This window comes from Mesorhizobium sp. 113-3-9 (assembly GCF_016756515.1).
Classification (GTDB): domain Bacteria; phylum Pseudomonadota; class Alphaproteobacteria; order Rhizobiales; family Rhizobiaceae; genus Mesorhizobium.
On record NZ_AP023246.1, the window covers coordinates 7,054,772 to 7,077,269 of the forward strand.

Annotated in this window: 18 protein-coding genes, 2 pseudogenes and 1 riboswitch; of the genes and pseudogenes, 6 read left to right on the plus strand and 14 right to left on the minus strand. The window is 62.0% G+C overall.

From position 1 onward, the window contains the following. Positions 1–322 precede the first annotated feature (322 nt). The 10 genes from nodS to MesoLj_RS33800 form a co-directional block, all read right to left on the minus strand. Positions 323–892, minus strand: a complete 570-nt coding sequence (gene nodS / locus MesoLj_RS33755; protein ID WP_044549141.1) for a nodulation methyltransferase NodS — start codon at positions 890–892, stop codon at positions 323–325. Between the two features lie 407 nt (positions 893–1,299). Next, positions 1,300–2,481, minus strand: a complete 1,182-nt coding sequence (ubiM, locus tag MesoLj_RS33760) for a 5-demethoxyubiquinol-8 5-hydroxylase UbiM (RefSeq protein ID WP_202324040.1) — start codon at positions 2,479–2,481, stop codon at positions 1,300–1,302. A 419-nt stretch (positions 2,482–2,900) separates the two neighbouring features. Continuing rightward, the gene (locus tag MesoLj_RS33765; protein WP_202324042.1) at positions 2,901–3,875 is read right to left on the minus strand and encodes a hypothetical protein; all 975 of its coding nucleotides are present in this window, start codon (positions 3,873–3,875) and stop codon (positions 2,901–2,903) included. A gap of 242 nt (positions 3,876–4,117) precedes the next feature. Then, on the minus strand, positions 4,118–5,848 hold the full coding sequence (locus MesoLj_RS33770; RefSeq protein ID WP_202324052.1) for a ParB/RepB/Spo0J family partition protein: 1,731 nt from the start codon (positions 5,846–5,848) through the stop codon (positions 4,118–4,120). A gap of 79 nt (positions 5,849–5,927) precedes the next feature. Further along, positions 5,928–6,347: a DUF2958 domain-containing protein gene (locus MesoLj_RS33775; RefSeq protein ID WP_202324054.1), complete on the minus strand. Its 420-nt coding sequence runs from the start codon at positions 6,345–6,347 to the stop codon at positions 5,928–5,930. A 196-nt stretch (positions 6,348–6,543) separates the two neighbouring features. Continuing rightward, on the minus strand, positions 6,544–7,506 hold the full coding sequence (locus MesoLj_RS33780) for an ArdC family protein (protein ID WP_202324056.1): 963 nt from the start codon (positions 7,504–7,506) through the stop codon (positions 6,544–6,546). Positions 7,507–7,931: 425 nt separating this feature from the next. Then, positions 7,932–8,900, minus strand: coding sequence for an omptin family outer membrane protease (locus MesoLj_RS33785; protein ID WP_202324068.1), 969 nt, complete (start codon positions 8,898–8,900; stop codon positions 7,932–7,934). Between the two features lie 342 nt (positions 8,901–9,242). Next, positions 9,243–9,698: a GNAT family N-acetyltransferase gene (locus MesoLj_RS33790; protein ID WP_202296099.1), complete on the minus strand. Its 456-nt coding sequence runs from the start codon at positions 9,696–9,698 to the stop codon at positions 9,243–9,245. 391 nt (positions 9,699–10,089) lie between these two features. Continuing rightward, the gene (locus tag MesoLj_RS33795; protein WP_202324072.1) at positions 10,090–11,181 is read right to left on the minus strand and encodes a threonine aldolase family protein; all 1,092 of its coding nucleotides are present in this window, start codon (positions 11,179–11,181) and stop codon (positions 10,090–10,092) included. Positions 11,182–11,251: 70 nt separating this feature from the next. Next, positions 11,252–12,127 (minus strand): AraC family transcriptional regulator, encoded by an 876-nt coding sequence (locus tag MesoLj_RS33800; RefSeq protein ID WP_202324074.1) that lies wholly within the window; start codon positions 12,125–12,127, stop codon positions 11,252–11,254. Between the two features lie 75 nt (positions 12,128–12,202). Here MesoLj_RS33800 and MesoLj_RS36505 point away from each other — a divergent pair. The 5 genes and pseudogenes from MesoLj_RS36505 to metE all read left to right on the plus strand — a co-directional run. Beyond that, positions 12,203–12,388 (plus strand): annotated as a pseudogene (locus MesoLj_RS36505) (transposase); the annotation flags it as partial. Positions 12,389–12,792: 404 nt separating this feature from the next. Further along, positions 12,793–13,485, plus strand: a complete 693-nt coding sequence (locus MesoLj_RS33805; RefSeq protein ID WP_202324077.1) for an OmpW/AlkL family protein — start codon at positions 12,793–12,795, stop codon at positions 13,483–13,485. A gap of 95 nt (positions 13,486–13,580) precedes the next feature. Beyond that, complete coding sequence (locus MesoLj_RS33810) at positions 13,581–14,813, plus strand: cytochrome P450 family protein (protein ID WP_202324079.1); 1,233 nt, start codon at positions 13,581–13,583, stop codon at positions 14,811–14,813. Then, a pseudogene (locus MesoLj_RS33815) lies at positions 14,780–15,067 on the plus strand (cytochrome P450); the annotation flags it as partial. The gene MesoLj_RS33810 and the pseudogene MesoLj_RS33815, both read left to right, overlap by 34 nt. Before the next feature lie 274 nt (positions 15,068–15,341). After that, positions 15,342–15,541, plus strand: a riboswitch (cobalamin riboswitch). 116 nt (positions 15,542–15,657) lie between these two features. Beyond that, positions 15,658–17,988, plus strand: a complete 2,331-nt coding sequence (metE, locus tag MesoLj_RS33820) for a 5-methyltetrahydropteroyltriglutamate--homocysteine S-methyltransferase (RefSeq protein WP_202324082.1) — start codon at positions 15,658–15,660, stop codon at positions 17,986–17,988. Positions 17,989–18,701: 713 nt separating this feature from the next. Here the strand turns inward: metE and MesoLj_RS33825 are convergent. Beyond that, complete coding sequence (locus MesoLj_RS33825) at positions 18,702–18,881, minus strand: DUF982 domain-containing protein (RefSeq protein WP_244730576.1); 180 nt, start codon at positions 18,879–18,881, stop codon at positions 18,702–18,704. 339 nt (positions 18,882–19,220) lie between these two features. Next, positions 19,221–19,523, minus strand: coding sequence for a DUF982 domain-containing protein (locus tag MesoLj_RS33830; protein WP_202324084.1), 303 nt, complete (start codon positions 19,521–19,523; stop codon positions 19,221–19,223). A 245-nt stretch (positions 19,524–19,768) separates the two neighbouring features. Between MesoLj_RS33830 and MesoLj_RS33835 the strand changes: the two genes are divergently transcribed. Then, complete coding sequence (locus tag MesoLj_RS33835; RefSeq protein WP_202324086.1) at positions 19,769–20,233, plus strand: MucR family transcriptional regulator; 465 nt, start codon at positions 19,769–19,771, stop codon at positions 20,231–20,233. A 257-nt stretch (positions 20,234–20,490) separates the two neighbouring features. Here MesoLj_RS33835 and MesoLj_RS36710 read toward each other — a convergent pair whose 3' ends face one another. Beyond that, positions 20,491–21,090, minus strand: a complete 600-nt coding sequence (locus tag MesoLj_RS36710; RefSeq protein WP_202324089.1) for a cold-shock protein — start codon at positions 21,088–21,090, stop codon at positions 20,491–20,493. Positions 21,091–21,468: 378 nt separating this feature from the next. Next, the gene (locus tag MesoLj_RS33845) at positions 21,469–22,461 is read right to left on the minus strand and encodes an adenosine kinase (protein ID WP_202324091.1); all 993 of its coding nucleotides are present in this window, start codon (positions 22,459–22,461) and stop codon (positions 21,469–21,471) included. Positions 22,462–22,498: the final 37 nt, after the last annotated feature.

A 22,498-nucleotide genomic window follows, 5' to 3' on the forward strand; every position in this document is an offset into this window, starting at 1 on the left:
CATGTGGGCATCTATGGGTCATTTATTGGGTAAAGCCGTTACGCAAAATGGCAGAGGTGGGGAACGGTCACCCCGCCGCTTCCGAACCTGATGTCTGGACCGGAAAGGCTTCGGCCGACGTCTGGGGCCGTTGAGGTGGAAGCGGGCGAAAACCCCTCGAGGCTCGCGGCGCTGAACATCGAGCCGCATGAAGAAGCCGGATGTAGTCAGCGGTTGTTACCATCAACCGGATCCAGCTACTTGTTGCATCGGGCGCTCTTATACGTCCGCATATTGGGTCAGCTTGACACCGCAGAAGCGCACAGTGTCTCCCAGTGTTTTATCAGGCAGCGGAAATCGGCTTTCGGAAGAGAGCCAGCAGGCAGTCTTCATTGATCGACGCGCCCCGGCACTCGATGCACTCGATCTCGGTCAACGATTCGTTCAGCATGGCGATGGTGGTCTCTGCACCAGCAGCGTGCCCCCAGCGTTGGCAATTGGCGTCACGTGCCGACCCGAAAACCAGCTGCCCGCCTGGCGCAAGCAGACCTACCAGGTTGCGGACTGCCGCGCGGATCTGAACGAGGTCTCCGACGTAGTAAAGAACCTCCGCAACGACGATCAGGTCGAACAGCTCATCACTCGAAAACTGTTGAACATCGGAAATTATCCAGCTGATGTGCGGCGTCTCCTTCATGCGTAAACGTGCTCGGGTAATCGCTGGCTCCACGACATCGATCACAGTGAGCCGCTGGCAAATGGGGGCTAGCCGCTCCGTAAAAGCGCCGGCAGCGCACCCGACTTCGAGCGCATTCGCGACTCGACCTTGCGCAAGTGACAACCGGAGAATTTGGGTGTGGCGCTCCCGCTCGAACGGGTTGCCATCGAGCCGCCATGGATCGTCTGCGGCCATTTCTCGATTCAGCAGTTCATGATCGATTTGGGTCAAATTCGCACCTAGCTAAGGCAGCAATCACCGGCGCTGCAAATGCCGTCAGATGTCGGTAGGGTCGGGACCGTACTGCGGGCCGAGGCAGTTGATTTCGGTCACGCTCCTAATTGGGTCCGCAGGATTGGCAAAATTGATTGTTTGGATGACAACCATCCACGCAGTGAACACATCGAAGGCGGAATTGGGCGTGGATTCGCACACACACGGCGATTGACACGTTGACGATCCGCGATGGAAGAGGCTCGCGGCATTCAGCAGCCCCGTCTTCATCAAGCTGATCCCGCGCAGCCGCGACCGCTCCCATCGAACCACACGCGCCCGCCTGCTACGACGCCGCACGCTGATGCTGAGACTATGGTGACTGGGGTTTACCGCCTCAGCATGGCCGCAATGCCATGACGGACAAAGGGAAGATGTTGGCCGAGGCGCAGCCCCACATGCCTTGCAAGCCGTGCCGCCGGATGCTCGCTTGAGTAGAGTCCGACGAGGATATTCGTAGCATGGTAGAGCGGCGCCGCCGACAGGCGCAGTCGGCTTTCATATCTGTGGAGCATGTCGGGGTCGGCAATGTCGCGACGGTCGCGCCATGCGGTCTCTATACCCCGGGCGAGCTGCTTCTGGCCGCCAAGGCCGATGTTGAAGCCATGCGCGGTCACCGGGTGCATGCCGATGGCAGCGTCGCCGATCAATGCGAAGCTCGGCGCCCGGAACCTGTGCGCCCAGGTCGTGGCCAACGGATAGATATAGCGTTGGCTTGCCAGGCTCATGTTGCCGAGGCGCCCTCGACAGCGCTTTGTCAACTCCCTCAGGAACAACTCGTCGTCGAGGGCAAGCAGTCCGTCGGCCTCGTTTGAGGGCAAAGTCAAAAGCAGCGACGACACGCCTGGCGCGAGGGGCAACATCGCCACCGTCTGATGGTGATCGAACCATTCGATCGCGATCTGGTGGTGGGGGCGCTCGTGCCTCACCCGGCAAATCAGCATCGAGTTGCCAAGCCGATTGATATCGGCGCCAATGCCGAGCAGATTGCGGGTGGCGGAAAAACGCGAATCGGCTGCAACGAGAAGGCGAGCGCTCAGCTGCCTGCCATTGGAGAGCGTTATCACTGCTCCTTGACGGCTGTTTGTTGCACGCACGACCGAGTGGCCGCACAGCAGCCGGGCATGGCCCCGCAAGCGGATGATCTTGAACAGGGCATCGCGGATCTGGCAATTCGGGACCAGAACGCCCAGTGGTTCCGCGGATCCGGCGGGGGAATCGAAACACAACGCAAACGGGCTCGATCCGTTGAGGACGCGTGCGCCTTGAAGCGGTGACTTGTCCGAAGCGGAGATAACATCCCAAGCGCCGAGCTCGCGAAGGATTCCAATCGAGGCGTGGGTGAGCGCGATCTCGCGGCCGTCGAAAGCCGGACTTGCCAGTCTTTCCAGGGCCTGCCCTTCCACAACCGCCAGTTTGAGCTGGCTATAGGCAAGCGATGCGGCGAAGGAAAGTCCGACCGGCCCGGCGCCCACGACAATAATGTCGAAGCTGTCGTCACAGCCGGCCATCAGCGTGGCGCCAGCGCGTCGGTTCTCTTCGTGAGATGTTGGGGGAGTCGAGCCGCAGGTCGTGCATCGATTGCGCTGTGATCTATTGCCCGCATCGCCTCAAGCGCGGTTCTCACGTCGGTTCCTGGCTGGTGAAGCGTCATTTGCCTGCCGTATGATCTGGATTGTCAAGATGATGGGAGCGACGACCAGGCTGTCGGTCAGCCCATGCGTTTTCCCGTGAAGGACTGGGCGATCAAACCACGCCGACAAGGGCGTGGCCTTGATCTGGGTCAGTCGAGGCCCAGCCGGCGTCAGATGACATCGATCCAATCCAGTCATGCGCCAGCTGATCCCATGACGACGCCATGGCACCAGCCAGCCCAAGGAAGAACCAGGCGTCTGATCTGGGGAAGGCTGTTTTAAGGACTTTTGCGAGATCAGCGAATAACCGGCTCGCCATGAAAGCGCCGGCGCGAGGGCGGCGAGACGCCGAAGCCGACTTCCATCATCAGTCGTGGCGTGCGCGAAGGCACGGTGCCCATATGGAAGCCGAACGGATCCTCGACGAAGCCGAGGCCGGCTTCGCCGGTCAGCGTGACCGGACTGTCGTCGCCATAGACCTTGAGAACCTCCTGCGCCGGATGGCCGACAAGCAGCGTCAGCTGATGCTTGATGGCGCGGCGGTTATGACTGCCACGGACATAGACATGCGGGCCGGTGCCTTCGTCGACCGGCGTCAGATAGAAGAAGAATTTCAGCATCCGCCAGTCATCGAGGTCGAAATGATACTTGCCGAGCGAGGCACGGTTCTTGTCGGCGTCGGAAGCCTCGCTGGTCGGGAAGCTCCACCACACGCGTGTGGTGATCAATTTCGCCTGAGCGCCCAGATAATGCGCGGCGATGTCGAGCAGCAGCGGATCGTTCTGGATGGCGACCGCTGCCTTGCAGCCGAGGATGTGTTCGAAAAAGTGGCCGCTGAGCAGCGAGCGGCCGAAACGCTTCTCGGCCTCGGCATGGTCCTCAGCCATGAATTCGAGACGGCGATCGAAATTGCCGAAACAAGGCGTGTACCGGGCGAAGGCGGCGATCTCCTTATGGATGGAAGTCGGCAGGACGAGCCCGCAAAACAGCCCGTCCGACCGCAGCGCCTCGACAATTTCCTGGCGATCGACGCCGGCAAACATGGTGTCGTGGGCTTTTTGCGACACGCGAACCGGCTTAGCCCCACGCCAGTGCATCCGGCGGGCCGGCATGGTGCGGGCGAGCACGAACATCGGCAGCCATGCCGGGTTCTCGCGAATGTCCGACAGATAGGTCGGAATGCGCACGGCGATGCGGCGCAGCACGCCGCCGTTTCGCGCGATGGCCTCGAGACTGGTGGCGCCGGATTTGTCAGGGCTCGAAAGGGTCATGAAGGTCCTCAGCTATGAATGCAATATGATATTGACGAAGCATCTCTTTTCACTGCCTCGCCGCTGGTCCAAGCCCGATTCCCGCAACGGAAGGAGGTGTAGGCGCGCGTCGGTTTTTGTGCAATGCACAATAGCCTTGCGCGTGGCAAATCTGTTCGGATTGCCGTGCGCATCAGCCAATATTCCAGCGGCAGGCAAACGGGGCGGCGGCACTTAAAAAGAGCCGCCGCCCGGCTTGGCAGCTATTGGCGGACGAACAGCGGCTGGACGCTCGCCCATTGATCGGCGGTGCGGAAGCCGCCGCGTTTCGTGTAGCTTTCGACCGGGAATTTCATCCAGTTGGGCATCCAGTTGTCGGTTTTCTCGCGGCCGTTCTCGCCCGACAGGCAATCGCGGATGATCTTCTTTTGCGTCTTGACCTTCTCGGCGACATTGCCGTCGGCGACAGGCTTGCCGGCGAGGTCGGCCAGCATCGCATTGGCGATCTCCCTGTCGCGCAGCAGGTCGAAGAAGGCGTCGTCCGCTTGCCACCACGCGCCCATGTCGATGCCCAGATGGTTGCCGAGGGCCTCGACGACGGCGCTGCCGGCTTCGAGCGTCTCGGCCATGACAAGGCTGAGAACGCGCATGACGTCGTCGTCGCAAAGTGCCAGCAAACGGGCAAAGACTGCGGCAAGCGCAAAGGCGTCGCCATTGCCGCCGGCTATCGCGCCCTCCTCGTCGGCCTGCCCAAGCAGCGCCAGCACCGCGCGCCGTTTTTCGGCGAATGCGGCTTCGGCCCTGGACGCAGCAATGCTTGCCGCCACCGCTTCATTGGCGGTGCGCTGCGGCTCGCGGCGAACCTGCCACAGGCCCGAGCCTGCGATGGCATGCGCCACCATCAGGCGCAGCGCGACACAAGGATGGTCGAGCATGGCGGTACGCACGGCACCGTGGCGGTGCAGATCGAGATAGTTCTGCATCGGCCCGGTGAGTTCCGGTCGCGACGGCTTGGCGGGCGTTTCGTCGTGTGCGCCGCCCTCGCCTTGCGCGCGGGCGCGGCGGGCTTCCTTGCGCGACAGCCAGCCCTCGTGGCATTCGACCGCGCCGCGATGCGAGACCGATATGAAGACCTTGCCGCCCTTCTTCCTCGGCGTCTTTTCATGGTCCCATGACTGGAAATGCTGCCCCGGTTCCAGCACGGCGACCTCGGGCCAGCCGGCTTCCAGATAGGCGTCGCGTTTGGCGGCGATCGCCTCGTTCTGCTTTTGCCAGAACAGGTCGGCATCGGCGAAATAGCTGTCCTCACCGAACAGGTCGCAGACGATCAGGCCCGGATAATCCTCGATGGCAAACAGCGCCACCTTGGTGGAAATCGACTGGCCGCCGAACAGCCATTGCTTCAATTGGTGGCCGCGCGGCGCGTATTGCTCGGGATCGGCATAAAGCGCCAGCCAATCCTTCTGCTGCGCCTTGGAGGCCATGGTCAGATGGCGCGCCGTCTCGGCGTCGATGTCCTCGCGCCGATAGGCCTCGCGGATCTTGGGCAGAAGATCGCCGAGCGCCAGAATGCGTTTGACCAGAAGCTCGGTGATGCCGAAAGTGGCGGCGATGTCACCAACGCCGCGGCCCTCCTTGATCAGCCGCGAAAACGTCTCCCACTGCGACACCTCGTCGGGATCGAGCCGGGCGAAGTTTTCGATCAGCGAGGCCTCGAGCGCGTCGGCGTCGTCGCCGTCTTCCATGATGGCGCAGGGCAAGGCATTGCCCTGGCCGCGCTCGTCGGCGAGCGATTTGGCGGCGAAATAGCGGCGCCGGCCGGCGACGATCTCGAAGCTTTCCGGCGTGCCGTTGGGCCGCACCAAAAGCGGCACCAGGACGCCGCGCGCGCGAACCGACGGCAGGATGTCCGACACGTCGGGCGCGCGTTTGGAATGGCGCATGTTGAGCGCGGAAATGTTGAGCTTATCAAGCGGAATGTGGGCAAGTTGCATGGTTTGTCTCCTTCGTTGCGGGGTGGGATTGCCCCGCCGCAGAGGCTGCAAGCCGGCGCGGCGGGACGGTTTTCGCGCCCTAGCGGCGCGTCTGTTCCGCCGTGTCGGGCGGAAGCTTGGAATCGGCGTTGCCAAGGGCTTCTGCCGCCTGTCGCAGCAGCCGGTCGGCTTCGGTGATGTGGCCGGCGCTGTACGCTGCCTGGGCGTAGACGGAGAGCGGAAAGCGCGCCTTGAATCCAAGGTCGCGCTCGATGCCGAGGCCAAGCCGCCCCTTGACGCTTGCAAGCTCGGCAAGACTGACGCTGCCGAGTTCGGGGAAGCCGAAGCCGAGGTCGCAAAGGCCGAAAAGGGTGTCGCCGTCGGTGTCGAGTTCGGTGAGAAGCCAGGTCGCTAGGCCGGTAGGATCGAACAGTTTGACCACCGGGACATGGTCGGTTTCGGTGTCGGTTGCGCCATTGGCGAGCAGCAGGGCGCAAAGCTCGTCGGTGATCAGGATCATGGGAAAACTCCTCTCAAAACAGGTCGCGTTGATTTCTGGCGTCATCGAACAGCCCGATATCGAGCGGCTTTTGCGCCGCGCGCGGGCGCGTCGGCCAAACGGGCAGGCGGTCGCGCGTGGTGAGCGGCCGGACACCGGGAATGAGCGTCTGCTCGCGGTTTCGGTTCGGTCTGCAGGGTGTCGGGATCGCGCGCGCTCATGCCGCGATCTCGTCTTGTTGCGCGCCTTGGGCCTCGGCGTTGAAGCCCAGAAGAAAATCGGCGGCCTTGGAGGCAAGGCTGGCGGCGCGGAAGATGGCGCGATTGTCCTCGCGCAGCACCTTCAGCCATGTGCCGATATAGTCGGCATGGCGCACGGTCGGCTCGATGCCGAGGGTCGAGCAGACAAAGGCTGCGGTGATTTCGGCAACCAGTTCCTCGCGCGCATAGGTCTTGGAACCGAAGGCGCCGGAGAGGTCGCGCGCCAGCCGCGCCGGGTGGCCGGTCCAGTGGCCAAGCTCGTGGAAGCAGGTGCGGTAATAGTCGATCTGCTGAAAGAATGCCGGCTGCGGCGGCACCTGAATGGAGTCACTGCCCGGCATGTAGAAAGCGCGATCGCCGCCGATGCGGAAATCCGCGCCGCTTGCTCGAATAAGCGCCTCGGCCTGCGGGACGATCTCGCGTTCGGGCAGCGGTTCTGCGTTGCGGTAAAGGTGCGCGGGCAGGCCGTCGCATTGCGCGACGTTGAAGACGGTGAAGCGCTTCAGGAAAGGGACCGCCTGCGGTTCGTCGCCATCGGCCTTGGCGCGCTCCTGCTCGCCCTTTGGGACAAAGCGGTCGGCATGAACGATTGTGGTGCCGCGCTCGCCCTTCCTGACATTGCCGCCAAGGGCAAGCGCCTGCCGGAAGGTCAGCCAGTTCTGGCCGGGATAGCTGCGCTCGACGACGGCGCCCCACAGGATGAGGATGTTGATACCGGAATAGCGGCGCCCGGTGGCCGCGTTGCTGGGCAGGCCGAGGTCGGCCTTTGCGCTGCCCCATGGCTTGACCCATGGCACGGTGCCGCGCTCCAGTTCGGCAATGATGCGGTCCGTGATCTCCTGATAAAGGCTGGCGCCCGGGCGCCCGCCCCTGCCCGCGCCAGCCTCTCGGCTGCCGGAACGCTGGTGTTTTGCACGCATCGTCTGGTCCTCCGCTCTTCAATCCCGCGCCTTTCCCCGCAAGTGGGGTGGGCGGCGAGACGCGACCGGAAAGGCCCGCCGTCGGAGGCGGACCGCATCCGAAGGACCGGAACGAAGAGGAGGACCCGAAGCGCAAGCGAAGGGTTGCGGGACGCCGCGGCGGGCCTAGAAGGGAGTGCCGCCCACCCCGCGCCGCCGGGAAAGGCCAACAGACAAACCGCGCCGGCCGGCAGGGCGGCGACCATCAGGAGCCGACAGGCTGCCCGCGCCAGGGGGCGAAGCCGGATGGCCGAGACCGCCTGAGCCTGGCGAAGAAAAAGCGGGCTCGGTTCACGAGCACCCGGCACGCGCCGTCAGGCGCGCGGGCGCGTCAGATTTCTGCGCCGTGCGGACATCGGTTTGGTGTTCCGGTCGCACTCGTTCAATCAGAACGAGGTCTTGATGCCGACCATCACCGTCGCCGCGGCAAAATCGCCGCCGATCCAGTCGTCTTCGCCGCCAGTCTCTGCGCCGGTCGCAATGTCATAGGTGTTGTAGTCGCCGCGAGCGGTGAACACCTTTACGTAGGAACCGGAGACGAAGAAGCTGGTCCGCTCGTTGTACTGGTAGCCGACGCTGCCGCCGACCATCAGAACCGGCGCCAATTCGAAATCATCCTCGAAGCGCAGGTCACGCATCCAGTGATGATCGGTAGCGCCGGCCGAGAAGGTCGTGCCGCCCTTCAGCGCAAAGCCGAAGTTCCAGCGATCCTGGACATAGGTCGCATCGATGCCGGCGAAGGCGACCGGCAATTTCTGCTGGTAGCTGATGGCCTTTGCGTCTCCTGGGAAGTCGCCAACCGAATCCCGGAAGCCGGCAACGCTGTAGACATAGGAGCCGCCATAGGCAGTCCACTTGACCGAGGTGTACTTGAAACCACCGTTGAAGTTGATCAGCAGCTGGTCGCTGAACTGGAAATCGTGGCCGAGCGCGACGGTTGCCGAATAGAAGTAATCAAGATCGGTGTCGCAATGGCGCGAACGGTTGCTCCAGTCGTTCCAGCCATCATTGGTCGAGAATGACGGGTTCCAGTCATAGTCTTCCATGTAGCTGTTGCCGCTGAAGGCGATCTGGCTGGAAAGCTTGGCGGTCCAGCCGGTCTCGCTGCGCGCCGTCATCTCGGCTGAAATGACCGCAGAGGTGCCTTCCCAGATAAGGTGGCTCAGCTTCGAGCCGCTGCCGGGAGCCTGATAGACCAGCTCGTTGGCCTCGATGTCGATGACGCCGACGCCGCCAACGAAAGAGAAATTGGGATTGTAGGGCGCCGGTTCGCTCGCCACCGCGTCGCTGGCCATCGCCGGCCAGGCAGCGAGCAACGCTGCCGCTCCACCAAAGACTTTCGCGTACAATTTCATAGGACTACCCTCATGGGAATCATCCGCCATTGGCTATAGGCAGCGTAACCGGGTGCACGTCACGTGCGGTCGTCTATGCAGCGCCCCTGTAGGTGGCAAAATCGCCGCCCTCGGCTCTGTTCCTCAACACTCAAGGAAACGTCGTTAGCGTGACCCGATTGACGGCGGTTTTTGCCGATGCGTTTCGGGCAGCCGGCGTGACGGGAACCCCTGCATTATCCGAGGCACACATTTGCGATGACGATGCTGGTACGATTGCAGCGTCAGGCAGCGACCACGCCGGACCTCAATCCGCTGAGATCGTGCAGGTTGCTTTGAGCAGCCCATAGCAAACTCTATAGTCTAGATAATCCGAAAGAGCCGAGGGCCGAGTTCCTCGAACCCGTTGCGCAGGTAGAAATCGAGCGTGCGCTTCCATTTTGGTTGCCTGGGCGCTGCAAGCTCAAGTCGCTTCCAACCACGCGCATGGCCTTCCCGCGAGGCGACCTCAAGCAGTTGAGGGGCAATCCCTTTGGAGCGCTTTTCGGGTCGAACATACAGCTCCGAAATATAGCCGAACTTACCTCCTGCATAAATCGCCGTGCATTCATTCAGCACCATGATGCCGACCGGCTCGTCATCTGCACTTGCGATCACTGCGACCACGCCAGCGTCGGCAAGCATTATCTGCGCGCTTTGTCTCACGTCGTCGGGCGCGGGCGCTTTCCCGCCAGTGAGTTCATCGAGTAGCGCGTGAATAAAACGGACGACCGTCCCTGCGTCCGTTGCGTTGGCGCGGCGAGTAGATATGAAAGGCATATTTTCTCCTGCTAGTGGTCAAAATCCCGATTCATGCTGCCATCCGCGCAGATCCGACTCACTCTTTTAAGTAACTCGGACGAGTGAACAGCATTTTTCATCAAAAATATGATAAAAAAATGCAAAATAAATATTACAGGCATGCCGGATTACGGATGACTTGAAGTGAATTGCGCAGATAGGGGACCTTCTTACAGAAAATCAACCCGGTTACTTCGTAACCGTACGGCATGCCGCCTTGCCGAGGTAGGATGAAGCTGCAAGTCTAAAAGGCCTGAGACAAAAGATACAGCCTGAGATGCCCGTGCGGCCAGAACGCTCGGATCATCAATGCAGTCGAGCAAAGAGGACATCCGTGACGGGCGGCGAGAGCGCTCGACTGTCGCCACACTCATTCGGCGCCAGCCGGAACACGAGCCGAGCCGACCGGTGCGCAGAGGCTGGTTGCCGCGCCGATCAAGTCGGACACGTCAGCCTCGGTCGTCGCGAAAGAGGTGACGAACCTCACGATCCCGGTCTGCCAGCGATCATGGTAGAAGCGGAATCCCATGTCGAGCAGCCCCCGGATCAGGGACATGGGAAGTCTGCAGAACAGGATGTTGGCCTCGGGACGCTGCTGGATTTTCACGCCTGGCACCAGGGCCAACCCCTGCGCGAGCGCCGATGCCATCGAATTGGCATGGGTCGCGTTGCGAAGCCAGACACCGTCCCTCAGATAGCCGTCCATTTGCGCCGCCATGAAGCGCATCTTGGAACTCAACTGGCCGGCACGCTTGCGGCGAAAGGCTATCGTGCTCGCGAGATCTCCGCGGAACGAGACGACTGCATCGACCCCAAACGTTCCATTCTTGGTGGCGCCAAATGACACAAGGTCGACGCCGGCCTTCCACGTCATCTCGGCTGGCGAGCAGCGCAGAGTGACGAGGGCGTTGGCGAAGCGAGCACCGTCCATGTGGAACGCCAGGTTCGCTGACCGGCAAATATGTCCGATCGCCTTGATCTCGTCGAGCGCGTAGACCGATCCCATCTCGGTCGCCTGCGTGATGCTGACGCTGGAGGGCTGGACCGAGTGGATATCGCCCACCATGCGCGTTGCATTGGCCGCCAAGGCGTCGATGTCGATTTTGCCAGCCTCGCCTGGAAGCTGCACCAACTTCGCACCGGCGGTGTAGAACTCCGGCGCGCCGCACTCGTCGCGGTTGATGTGTGCGTCGGCGTGCGAGAGAATGCTGCCCCATGGCGGCGTAATCGCCGCGAGCGCCAGCGCGTTCGCCGCCGACCCCGTCGAAACGTGGAACACGTCGACCGCATGCTCGAACACCTCGGCGAGCTGGCGCTCGACGGTATGCGTCAGCTCATCGTTGCCGTAGGGAAGCGCCTGACCCGACGCGCACGCGGTGATGGCTGCGATCACCTCGGGGGAGACGCCGGCGATATTGTCGCTGGTGAAGTCGCGGGGGCGGGTCTGCTTGCTTTCGTTCATGGTCTGACGCTCGTTTCATCCATTGAGCGTCCAAGCTAGACGGTTCGCCGCGCGCTTTATTGAACGATATTCAAACCGAGAGGTAACGCGCCGGCGTCACCCCCAGCACCGCCTTGAAGTGCCGGGTCAGGTGGCTCTGGTCCGCGAACCCTACCGCGACGGCGACCTCGGCGACCTGCTGACCTCGCCTCAGCAGCCGTCGCGCCTCGTCGATGCGGACCTGGATCAGGTAGCGGGTGGGGGGCAACCCGAAATGCGCCTTGAAGCCATCGATCAGCGTCGCCTTGGAGCATCCGGCCAGGGCGGCCAGGGCGGCGAGCTGCAGAACTTCGTCAAAGTGGGCATGGATGAAGTCACATACGTCGCGGAACCTCGATGGCACGAATTTTGGCCCTGCAACGCGCGACCCGCCTGCCTCTGCGAAGACGTGGGGCAGGAAACGGATCAGATACTCCTCGATCTCCAGTGCCGAGCTACGCCCATGTTCAAGCAGGCGCCAAAACGCGCTGAGGCCGTGTGCAACTGGGGCATTCTCCTGGAACGGGCTTTTGAAGTCGATCGTTCCGGGTTCGTTTTGGCCGCTGTCCTCAAGGACTTGCCGGATAAGGACTTCGGGCATGTAAAAGATCTTCTGGCTCCAGCCAAGATCGTCACCAGCACCCCCGAAATGCGGTTCCCCGGGCGCGAAGGTCGCGACGGTGCCGCTACCGGCGTGCCAAACCTCACCTCGGCACCAAACATCATGGACGCCTCGCTCGATCAGCCCGATCAGATACTCGTTGTGGACATGCTTGGAGAAATCCTGCCGGTGATAGTCCGCCGCCAGGTAATCGAGCCCGCCAAGGACATCGGAGTGCTTCATCACCGCACGATTGCGCGGCGGCCGGCCCGGAGGTTCAGAACGGCCACGCGCCTTTTCGCCGCATTCTATGGCGGTATCGGCCACTTGATGATCAATCCAGGTTGGTCATCACAACGATATCGTGCTCTCGTAGCGAATTTCAAACCGAAGCAGGATTAATTGAAGACCAGGCGCTATCCCCTCCGATCTGACGGATGAGGAATGGTCGCGGATACAACCGCTCCTGCCGGGCGCGGCCAAGACCGGGCGGCGCGTGGTGACGGACCTGCGCGAGGGTTGAACGCGATCCGCTACATGGCCCGATCAGATGGCGGCTGGCGCATGCTGCCAAAGGATTTCCCGCCCATATCGGTCGCGGTCGAGACGCCTTACGGACATGCCCACGGACTGCGCCAACTGGCTGGAACGTTCCCCGGCCTGACGGCGAAGCAGCAGGCGCCGATCAAGGCGCTGAACGCAGAATACGCCAAAACTCGAAGCCGAGTACGAGCATGCCAACGAACTGCCGGCCGATGTTGACGAACGGCTCCCAGGGGCGGCTACGGCTGCACTCATTGTCGGATCTTCGACGAAGTCGGACATCAGACACAGCGCTATCGGAGTGACCGCATTGTTCTGCAACGATTTTCTCATTTGGCACGACACATGCGGGGGCTATCCCGCATGAGCGCTCCGTCAATCTCGATTGATGCGAGCAGGATTCAATCAAGGCGCAGTGCGTCGCTTCTGAAGATCAAGGAGAGAAAAGTATGGCGAGAGCGCGAATTGGCGTGGCGCGGGCAATGACAGCGGCTGTCGTCCTCATCGTTGCGGGACAGGCCGGCGCGGCAGATGTTGGGCAAGCCGCGAGCGTCCCGCAGGCAGAAGCCTGCGTCGCGGAAGCGCCAAGCCCCTGGCAGATCCGCCTGCGTGCGTTGGGGGTGATCACCGAGGATTCGGGCTATGTCAATGCGGTGCCCGGCTCCGGTCTTTCCTATTCGAACACCGTGACGCCGGAACTCGATATCTCCTATTTCTTCACGGACAACATCGCCGCCGAACTCATACTCGGCACCACCTATGCCAACATCGATGGCCAGGGTGCGATCGGCGGGCTGGGCGAGGTCGGCAAGGTTTGGCTGCTGCCGCCCACGCTCACATTGCAGTATCATTTTACCGATTTCGACGCCTTCGAGCCCTACGTCGGCGCCGGCGTGAACTATACGATCTTCTATCATCAGCAAGTCGGCAGCGCCGATGATCTCAAGGTCAAGAACACATTCGGCGCCGCGCTGCAGGTCGGATTCGACTACATGGTGGACGAGCACTGGGGCGTCAACTTCGACGTGAAGAAGCTTTTCCTCAGGCCCGACTTCGACGTCACTGTCGCCGGCACCAAGCTCACAGGCAAGGCCAGGCTCGATCCCTGGTTGATAGGCGCAGGTCTGACCTACCGCTTCTGAGGACGAAGCACACTGAGGGGCACTTTTCGAAGTCCGCGCGCGGATCATCCGTGCCGAGAAGTGGACCCGCGATGGTTCTTAAAGGAGCTGTTGGCATGCGCGTAGAAAACGATCATTGCGACGTGATCGGTGTGCCGGCCGCTCCCACGCAACTTGATCGTCTTTCTTCTGCGATTCTGCGGCAGGGGGGGATGGCGCGAGTGTCGCTTCCAGGCGATCTGGTGACCTGGGCGGCAGCCCGTCACCAGACGCTCAGGCAGATGCTTTCCGACCAGCGTTTCAACAAGGACTGGCGACAGTGGCGGGCGCTGCAGGACGGCGAGATTCCCGAGGATCATCCGCTGATCGGGATATGCAAAGTGGACAACATGACCACGGCGCACGGCGCCGATCACCGGCGCTTGCGCGGCCTGCTGTCCAGCAGCTTCGCGCCCAGTCGGATCGCCTTGCTGGCGCCACGGGTCGAACAAAGCGTCGATCGACTCCTGGCCGACATGGCGCAGCGCGGCGGCAGTGCCGATCTGATGAGCGAGTTCGCCGCTCCGCTGCCCACCAACGTGATCGCCGAACTGTTCGGTTTGCCGGACGAACAGCGCGAAGAGATCGTCGCGCTCACCTACAGCATGGCCAACACCTCCGCCACAGCCGAAGAGGTGCGACAGACGCGGCAGCGCATCCCGGAGTTCTTCCGTCGCCTGATCGCGCTCAAGCGGGGCCAGCTCGGAGATGATCTGGCTTCGGCCCTGATCGTCGCCCGTGACAAAGGCGAGCTCGTTTCCGACACCGAGCTCATCGACATGCTGTTCATGGTGCTCTCTGCGGGCTTCGTGACCACCGCCGGCGTCATCGGCAATGGCGTGCTGGCATTGCTGACGCATCCGCAGCAACTGCACTTGGTGCGCAGCGGCCAAGTTCCGTGGTCACAGGCGATCGAGGAGATCCTGCGCTGGGGCAGCTCAGCGGCCAATCTGCCGTTCCGCTATGCCACCCAGGACGTGGAGATCGACGGATGCATGGTCCGCCGCGGCGATGCCGTCCTGATGGCGTTCCATGCGGCGAACCGGGACGAACAGGCCTTCGGCCCCGGCGCCGACAGGTTCGATGTCACCCGGCGGCACAACCCGCATTTGTCGTTCGGTGAGGGGCCGCATGCCTGCCTGGGCGCTGCGCTGGCGCGCCTGGAATTGCGCTGCGCCTTCCCCGCGCTGTTCGGGCGGCTGGAGGATCTGGCGCTGACCATCGCCGCGGAGGACGTCGTCTACATTCCGTCTTACGTCATTCGCTGCCCGCAGCGCCTGCCGGTCACCTTCCGCCCTTCCATCGCTTAGAGAGTGCGGCATTCACCCCGGATTCGGTGATTCTTGGTTTGCCGGAGTGGCTGGTCTCGCGCGAGGGGGGGCGAGCATGCCCGGTTACGCACGATCGTGGCGCCGGCGTTCAGCAACCGAGGGTGAAGCTGCTCGCGGAGCAGGTCGAGGCGAGCGCCGCGCAGTTTGTCGAGACGCTGGCGGCCCGGCCCCAGTCCGCCCACCTGCGGCGCCACCTCTTCTTTCCGCTTGCGGCCATGGTCATCAGCGCGCTGGAATGCGCAAGCACGCTGAGCGAAGCCGAGCGGGAACAAATACCGGGATTCCCGGCTGACCGTGACGACCTGGCCCGACTTTACGCCCTTTGAGCCCGGCGACCTCGATCTGATCCGGCGTCGCCGATGGGGACAAGGATCTCTCCGAGCCTGCACTGATAAGAGGCGGCATCGTAAGCGGCTTTGGGCGAAAGAGACCGATCAGCGCAAGGGCATTATTCGCATCATCACATAAACATCTCGTTATATGCATTGACAAGGAGCGAAGCTGCTGTGATTGTGCGCATGTCGTGGTTCTCCGCGCGGCACTGCTGTAGCGGAGCTAAGAGGGAAGCCGGTGCGATGCCGGCGCTGCCCCCGCAACTGTTAGCGGCGAGCCAAGCCCATTGGTGTCACTGAGGCGAACGGCCTCGGGAAGACGGGCAGAGGCTTTGACCCGCGAGCCAGGAGACCTGCCACGACGAACAACGTCCACGGGCGGGGTGTCTCGGTGGCCGCGGTAGCTTGGCTTCGTGCCGCCTGCTTGCGCGTTCCTTGTCCCCACGCCCCAACCATCGGGGTATGGCATGACTGTCTCTCAACAAATTCCAGTGGCAACGCTCGGCGTGCCGCGTATCGGTCGACGGCGGGAACTCAAATTCGCGCTTGAAAGCTACTGGTCCGGAAAATCTCCCGCTGCCGACCTGCTCGCGACGGCGAAGGCGCTACGCGCCGCCAGCTGGAGGGAGCAGCACGATCACGGCGTGTCGAAAATCCCGTCCAACGATTTCTCGCTTTATGACCATGTGCTCGACACCGTCATCATGGTCGGCGCCGTGCCGGCACGATACGTCTGGACTGACGGCGAGGTCCCACTCGATACCTATTTCGCCATGGCGCGCGGCGACCAAGGTCAGGCCGCTGATTGTGGACATGCCGGTGACGAGCATGCGGCCAACGGGCATGGCCTTGCCGCGATGGAAATGACCAAATGGTTCGACACCAACTATCACTACATTGTGCCGGAACTTACCGACGATCAGAGCTTTGCCCTCTCGTCGGCGAAACCGGTCGATCATTTCCTCGAGGCCAAGGCGCTCGGCATCCACACGCGCCCGGTCCTGCTTGGACCGGTTAGCTTTCTCAAGTTGGCGAAGTCACCTGAGGAAGGTTTCAACCCTATCGCGCTCCTGCCACGGCTGCTGCCCGTCTACGAGGAGCTCCTGCGGAGGCTGAAGCTCGCGGGAGCCGATTGGGTGCAGATCGATGAGCCGGCGCTCGTGGTCGATCTGGTTCCCAACGAACGGGATGCCCTCCAATTCGCCTACTGCCGGCTGTCAAAAGCAGCACCGGAGTTGAAGATCATGGTCGCTACCTATTTCGGATCGCTGGGAGACAATCTCGAGACCGCAATTTCTCTGCCCGTGGCGGGACTGCACGTCGATCTCGTGCGCGCTCCAGAGCAGTTGGAGACCGTCGGCCGGCTCGCGCAGAAGGAACTTGTGCTCTCGCTCGGGCTGATCGACGGCCGCAACGTCTGGCGCGCGAACCTGCCTGCCATACTTGACCGCATCAAGCCGATCGTCGCCGGCTGGCCGTTGGACCGCGTGGAGATCGCCCCGTCCTGCTCGATGCTGCATGTGCCGATCGACCTGGACATGGAGACGGCACTCGATGCGGACGTGAAATCGTGGCTCGCCTTCGCGGCGCAAAAAACCGACGAGCTGGTCGTGCTCGCCCGTGCCCTGGCTGAAGGCCGGGACGCGGTCGCCGCCGAACTAGAGGCGTCGGCTGAGGCTGCCGCCGCTCGCGCGACATCCGCTAAGGTGCATGATCCGCTCGTCGAAGGTCGGGTCGCCAGCATCAAGGTCGCCATGACGCGCCGGAAGAGCGCATTCGCCGTGCGCTCCAAGCTTCAGGCCGACACGTTTGGCTTGCCATCCTTCCCCACCACGACGATCGGCTCCTTCCCGCAAACAGCCGAGGTTCGCAAGGCGCGGGCAGCCCATGCCAAAGGCGAGCTGAGTTACGTCGACTATGAGGCGTTCCTGAAGAAAGAGATAGAAGCCGCCGTTCGCTGGCAAGAAGAGATCGGACTCGACGTGCTGGTCCACGGCGAATTCGAGCGCAACGATATGGTGCAGTATTTCGCCGAGCAGCTCCGCGGCTTCGCCTTCACGCAACACGGGTGGGTGCAAAGCTACGGCTCGCGCTTTGTGCGACCCCCGATCATCATTGGAGATGTGTCGCGACAACAGCCGATGACACTACACTGGTGGCGATACGCCCAGTCGCTGACGCTAAAGCCGGTGAAGGGCATGCTTACCGGCCCGGTGACGATCCTCAACTGGTCCTTCGTCCGGGACGACCTTGCCCGCCCAGCCGTCTGCCGCCAGGTCGCGCTCGCCATTCGCGATGAAGTGAGCGACCTCGAAAAGGCCGGCGCCAGGATGATCCAGATCGACGAAGCCGCACTGCGCGAGGGCTTGCCGCTGCACGAGGCCGACTGGCAGGCCTATCTCGACTGGGCCGTCGAATGCTTCCGGCTGGCTTCAACAGCGGTCGGCGATGCGACCCAGATCCACACCCATATGTGCTACTCCGAGTTCGGCGATATCGTGGACGCGATTGCCGCAATGGATGCCGATGTGATCTCGATTGAAACTTCGCGCTCGCAGATGGAACTGCTCGATACGCTGCGAACCTTCAAGTATCCGAACGAGATCGGTCCTGGCGTCTATGACATTCACTCGCCGCGGGTCCCGGAAGTGGGGGAGATTTCCAACCTTATCATGCTTGCGCGCGAGCGATTGTCGGATGGCCAACTGTGGGTGAATCCCGACTGCGGTCTCAAAACGCGCAGATGGGAGGAGGTCCGCCCTGCGCTGGTGAACATGGTGGCTGCGGCACGCGCAATTCGGCAAAAAGCGCAGACGGCGTAGGGCTCGGTGCCACTCGCCGGCGGTGAGCGGCAACGCCACACACCGGGCATCCTTGGGGGAGTCTATCCGGCGCGCCCAAGGCAATCGCGCTGCCGGTGACGAAGCGCCTCGGCAAGCTTGGCCTGGCCGCGGCCCTTGTCATGGCGCGTCGAAGTCAGCTGTTCCAGAGGCGGCCGTTGGCGGGCGATTGAAGGAGGCTTGGGCCTCAAATGAGCCGGCCAGAAACGAGAAGGCTCTCCGCCAGCCCGTTTCGGATTATTCCGTATTGGGATAATCGAAATCACTATCGTCTCCCAACCTTGATCGCCGAAACCCCGGTCCCGACCATGGGGAGAAACATCGGCGATCACGCACCCCGGTCCCGGAGCGTGTTCCGAGAAACCGGATGCAGGGCCAAGCTGGGGGAAGGTTCAAACAGCGCTTCTGGAGACTTTTGAGGCGGCATCGACGCTCCACCATCTGCAGCGGGCCAATTCCCGCTCGATGGCGTCTGCCTCTGGCTGCAATCACCATCACCGCGACGGCGAAGCCGAGCGGCCGCAGCTGGCTGGCGGACCCTTGTGTTTTGATGGTGGAAGATCAGGCGCCGGACCAGGAAAGCCGCCGCGGAAAGAGCGGGGTTGGCTTGCTCCTGGCGGAGCCGGCAGGGGTATTTGGACCGCGCTCAATACCGATGCGCAGATGGCCGAAATTCATCCGCGGCATCCTGAATATCAATCGCTGCGCAGAACGCGTGCTTCGAGCGCGGCTGCGACAAAAGCCCGTCGAGCGGTTGGTGGATGGGTCTTACCGCGTAAAACCTGCAGACAGGCGTCCATCGCTATCCTGCGTTTATCGGTCTCATGATGCAGATCCCGCAGCAAGATAGCGGCCGCGTCGTTGACGTCGAACACGATACGCTCCGAGCCGCGGCGGCTAAGCTGAACAACGACTGGTCTCTCAAATCTGGTCAACCCGGTCATCCCCCCTCCCCACAGCCACTATACGGCAAACAGCCGGATCACATTTTTTTATTCAGCCGAACGCGACCGCTGCATCTGCGCCACTGAGCCTGGCCATTGGCTAGCAAGCGATCGCCATGAGCTGCGTCTGGCCATGGTCAGCTTGCTTGCGATCTGCGGTTTTGCAGTCGGTGGTGAGGAACTGCTTCTCATTCGCGTGGTCTAGCTGTGAAACCTGGACATAGTGCACTGTTTGACGCGCCTCGCCAGTCTCAAACTCGTCGTCGAAGTCTACACCTGCACTTTTCCACTGCCCGATCTGCAGGCGGCGATCCACTGCATGGCGGAGGTTGGATCTTCCAATATGGCGACCCGCTTCGCAAAGCCGAAAAAGGCATTGCGCGCCGTGCTTACCGGCTTGCGCCCATCGTACGCATCGTAGCATGCCCTCAGGGCGGCTTCGTGGATCATGTCTCTGCGATCTTCCGGCCATTCGTTGAGAAAATCGATTGCATCCGCAAGGCCGGCAATCTCTTGGATGATGTGCGTTGCGCGCCTCACGAAAAGCGGGCTGCTGAAAGCCTCAGCGTTCATTCGTTCCTCCAACCTTCCAAATAGCCAATTTGTGTGAAGAGGCGCCGCATCGACGCGAGGCGACCCTGACACAATGTGTTGTCAGGGCGATGACGGTTCAAGAGGAAGATCCGCGACGGCGACCGGGCGTGCAGCGATCCGCCAACACATCATGCAATGGCTTTGGTTGCCATCAAACGCGGTCGTCACTATTAAGCTACGAGATGATTCTTACCCGGCTACTCTAATTCCGCAGGAGCGTTTTCATGACCGAAGAAACCGAGAGCAAAGCCGACAACCTCATCGAACTCACCGCCCATGTCGTCTCAGCCTATGTTTCGAACAATCCGGTTCCCGTCGGTGAACTGCCTGGGCTTATCGGCCAGATCCACATCGCATTGAAAGGCACTGCTGGTGGTGCCGCACCAGAAAAATCGGAAGCTCTCAAGCCTGCCGTACCGATCAGAAAATCGGTTACACCCGATTATATTGTCAGCCTTGAGGACGGTAAGAAGTTCAAGTCGCTCAAGCGTCACCTGGCTACCCACTATGGCCTTACGCCCGACGAATATCGCGCAAAATGGGAGCTGCCGGCGGACTATCCCATGGTGGCGCCGAACTACGCTGCGGCGCGCTCGGCATTGGCCAAGACCATGGGTCTGGGCCGCAAGCCGAAGGAACCGGGAGCGCCGGCACCTGCCAAGCGTGCCCGCAAGAAAGCCGCAGCCTGACCGCAATTTTTCAGGATCGACGAAGCAGGCCCGGCATGATTTCGCACTCGCGAGATAAAATTTGTGCGTTGCAATATCCGGGGCGATCGGTATGATCATGGTGTCGGCCATCTACTCCTCCCAGATGTGGTGCCGACGCTGAATGGGGCGCACCTCCTCCCGCGTCTCATTCTAAATCGAGCCCGCTGCCACCTCCTCCCGGTAGCGGGCTTTTTCTTTGTCTGAGGCGCGATTTCGGTAGGGCCGACGCATTGGCTCTAAGGGAGGCGAATGCTCCGAACTTCCAGGCCTTTCTTGCCCTGTCCGCATTGGACAAACACCTTCTGACCCTCCATCAGCATGCTCAGTCCTGAGCGGGTCAGCGCGGTGGCATGAACGAAGATGTCCTTCTCACCGTTTTCAGGAGCAATGAAGCCGAAGCCCTTTTGGGGATTGTACCACTTGACCGTGCCCTCGCTCTCCAGCTGGGCACTCGTCCCGGCGGTGGACTCTCCAGTGCGACGCGTATGTAGCTGAGTTCTCGCGGTCTGATCGCTGACCTCCAGCACTTGCGCGACCTGATGACCTCTTGGACTTTCTTCCGTTGTGACCTTCAGACGCGTTCCCTCGGAAACACCGCGGCTCCCGGCCGCCTCCAGCACCCGGATGTGCAGATAGGCCTCGATGCCCTCCGGCAATTTGACAAAGCCAAAACCCTTGCTGGTGTTGAACCACACCACTTCGGCGTCGACAGGATCCGCGGTTACAGTGGACGAACGCTGAAAGTAGCTTAGCTCGGAAGGCCGTTCCGCAAAAGAAACCGGGTCATCGTCATGACGATGCCGGCGTGGCTCACGATGGTCTTTATATTTTCCCATGATCGTCTCGACTCGGCTGAACACCTCATTGCGCCTCCCGGCAGGATAATCTCAATCGGGCGATGCATTGATGTCAATTCACCAGTTGGCCGCTTCACCCGCTCTATCGCATCACGATCCCGGCCGACCTGTTGCCACACAAGGTCGATGTCCGGTGAGCAATATATGCCACAGGTCGACCTGCTGATCCGAACGCGTTCCCCATATCGCACGGCAAAAGGGTCGCGCTGAAGGGCGGCACCGCGATCAACCGTTTCGATCGTGACACGCCCCGGGCTGCCGCCTCACGCGGATGCGCATCCGACATTTCGATTTACGCGCAATTTACCCGCACAGCCTGCAGGAGGGAGACGAGCAGCTTGTCGTTGAGTCGTCCCGCTAGATCAACCCCGCCTGCTCGGCTTCGCGGCGTAAATTCTGCCTCGGCCTTGGGCCGATCTGCTGGATCACCAAGCCGGCCGCCAGCGAGCCAAGATCGCCGCAGGCCTTGAGGTCGCGGCCTTGCGTGTAGCCATGCAGGAAACCGGCGGCATAGAGGTCGCCGGCGCCTGTCGTGTCGACCAGTTCCTTGATCGCGGTTGCCTGGACGACCACGGTCTCGTCGCCGCGCACGATGACCGAGCCTTTTTCCGAGCGGGTCACGGCGGCGATCCGGCAATCCCTGCGGATCTGCGCCAGCGCTTCGTCGAAGGACTTGGTCTGGTAGAGCGACTTGATCTCGTGGCTGTTGGCAAAGACGATATCGACGGTGCCCGAGCGCATCAGCTCGAGGAACTCCTCCCGGTAGCGGTCGACGCAGAACGAGTCCGACAGCGTCATCGACACTTCGCGTCCGGCGGCGTGCGCCAGCTTCGCCGTCTGCCGGATCGCTTCCTTGGCGCGCGGCGGGTCCCACAGATAACCCTCGAAATAGGTGACCGCCGCACCCGACGCCTTGTCGGGCTCGACGTCCTCCGGCCCGAGTTCGATGCAGGCGCCGAGATAGGTGTTCATCGAGCGCTCGCCGTCGGGCGTGACGAAGATCATCGAGCGCGCCGTCGGCGGTTCGCCCTGAAGCGGCCTGGTGTCGAAGGCGACGCCCTGCGCGTGGATGTCGTGGGCGTAGATCTCGCCGAGCGGGTCGTTCGAGACCTTGCCGAAGAAGGCGGCGCGACCGCCGAAGCTGGCAACGCCCGCCGCCGTGTTGCCGGCGCTGCCGCCGGAGGCTTCGATGGCCGGGCCCATGCGGCTGTAGAGCACTTCGGCGCGCCTTGTGTCGATCAGGTTCATCGCGCCCTTGATGATGCCGTTCGTCTCCAGGAACGCCTCGTCGCACTGGGCGATGATGTCGACGATGGCATTGCCGATACAAAGCACGTCATAATCCGGCATCAATGTCTCCGCCTACTACCCAGCGGCTTTCTGGTAT

Bases quoted from the DNA above. Each gene is read 5' to 3' on its own strand.
- nodS (WP_044549141.1), bottom strand. From the start codon at position 892: ATGGCCGCAGACGATCCATGGCGGCTCGATGGCAACCCGTTCGAGCGG.
- ubiM (WP_202324040.1), bottom strand. From the start codon at position 2,481: ATGGCCGGCTGTGACGACAGCTTCGACATTATTGTCGTGGGCGCCGGG.
- MesoLj_RS33765 (WP_202324042.1), bottom strand. From the start codon at position 3,875: ATGACCCTTTCGAGCCCTGACAAATCCGGCGCCACCAGTCTCGAGGCC.
- MesoLj_RS33770 (WP_202324052.1), bottom strand. From the start codon at position 5,848: ATGCAACTTGCCCACATTCCGCTTGATAAGCTCAACATTTCCGCGCTC.
- MesoLj_RS33775 (WP_202324054.1), bottom strand. From the start codon at position 6,347: ATGATCCTGATCACCGACGAGCTTTGCGCCCTGCTGCTCGCCAATGGC.
- MesoLj_RS33780 (WP_202324056.1), bottom strand. From the start codon at position 7,506: ATGCGTGCAAAACACCAGCGTTCCGGCAGCCGAGAGGCTGGCGCGGGC.
- MesoLj_RS33785 (WP_202324068.1), bottom strand. From the start codon at position 8,900: ATGAAATTGTACGCGAAAGTCTTTGGTGGAGCGGCAGCGTTGCTCGCT.
- MesoLj_RS33790 (WP_202296099.1), bottom strand. From the start codon at position 9,698: ATGCCTTTCATATCTACTCGCCGCGCCAACGCAACGGACGCAGGGACG.
- MesoLj_RS33795 (WP_202324072.1), bottom strand. From the start codon at position 11,181: ATGAACGAAAGCAAGCAGACCCGCCCCCGCGACTTCACCAGCGACAAT.
- MesoLj_RS33805 (WP_202324077.1), top strand. From the start codon at position 12,793: ATGGCGAGAGCGCGAATTGGCGTGGCGCGGGCAATGACAGCGGCTGTC.
- MesoLj_RS33810 (WP_202324079.1), top strand. From the start codon at position 13,581: ATGCGCGTAGAAAACGATCATTGCGACGTGATCGGTGTGCCGGCCGCT.
- MesoLj_RS33830 (WP_202324084.1), bottom strand. From the start codon at position 19,523: ATGAACGCTGAGGCTTTCAGCAGCCCGCTTTTCGTGAGGCGCGCAACG.
- MesoLj_RS33835 (WP_202324086.1), top strand. From the start codon at position 19,769: ATGACCGAAGAAACCGAGAGCAAAGCCGACAACCTCATCGAACTCACC.
- MesoLj_RS36710 (WP_202324089.1), bottom strand. From the start codon at position 21,090: ATGGGAAAATATAAAGACCATCGTGAGCCACGCCGGCATCGTCATGAC.
- MesoLj_RS33845 (WP_202324091.1), bottom strand. From the start codon at position 22,461: ATGCCGGATTATGACGTGCTTTGTATCGGCAATGCCATCGTCGACATC.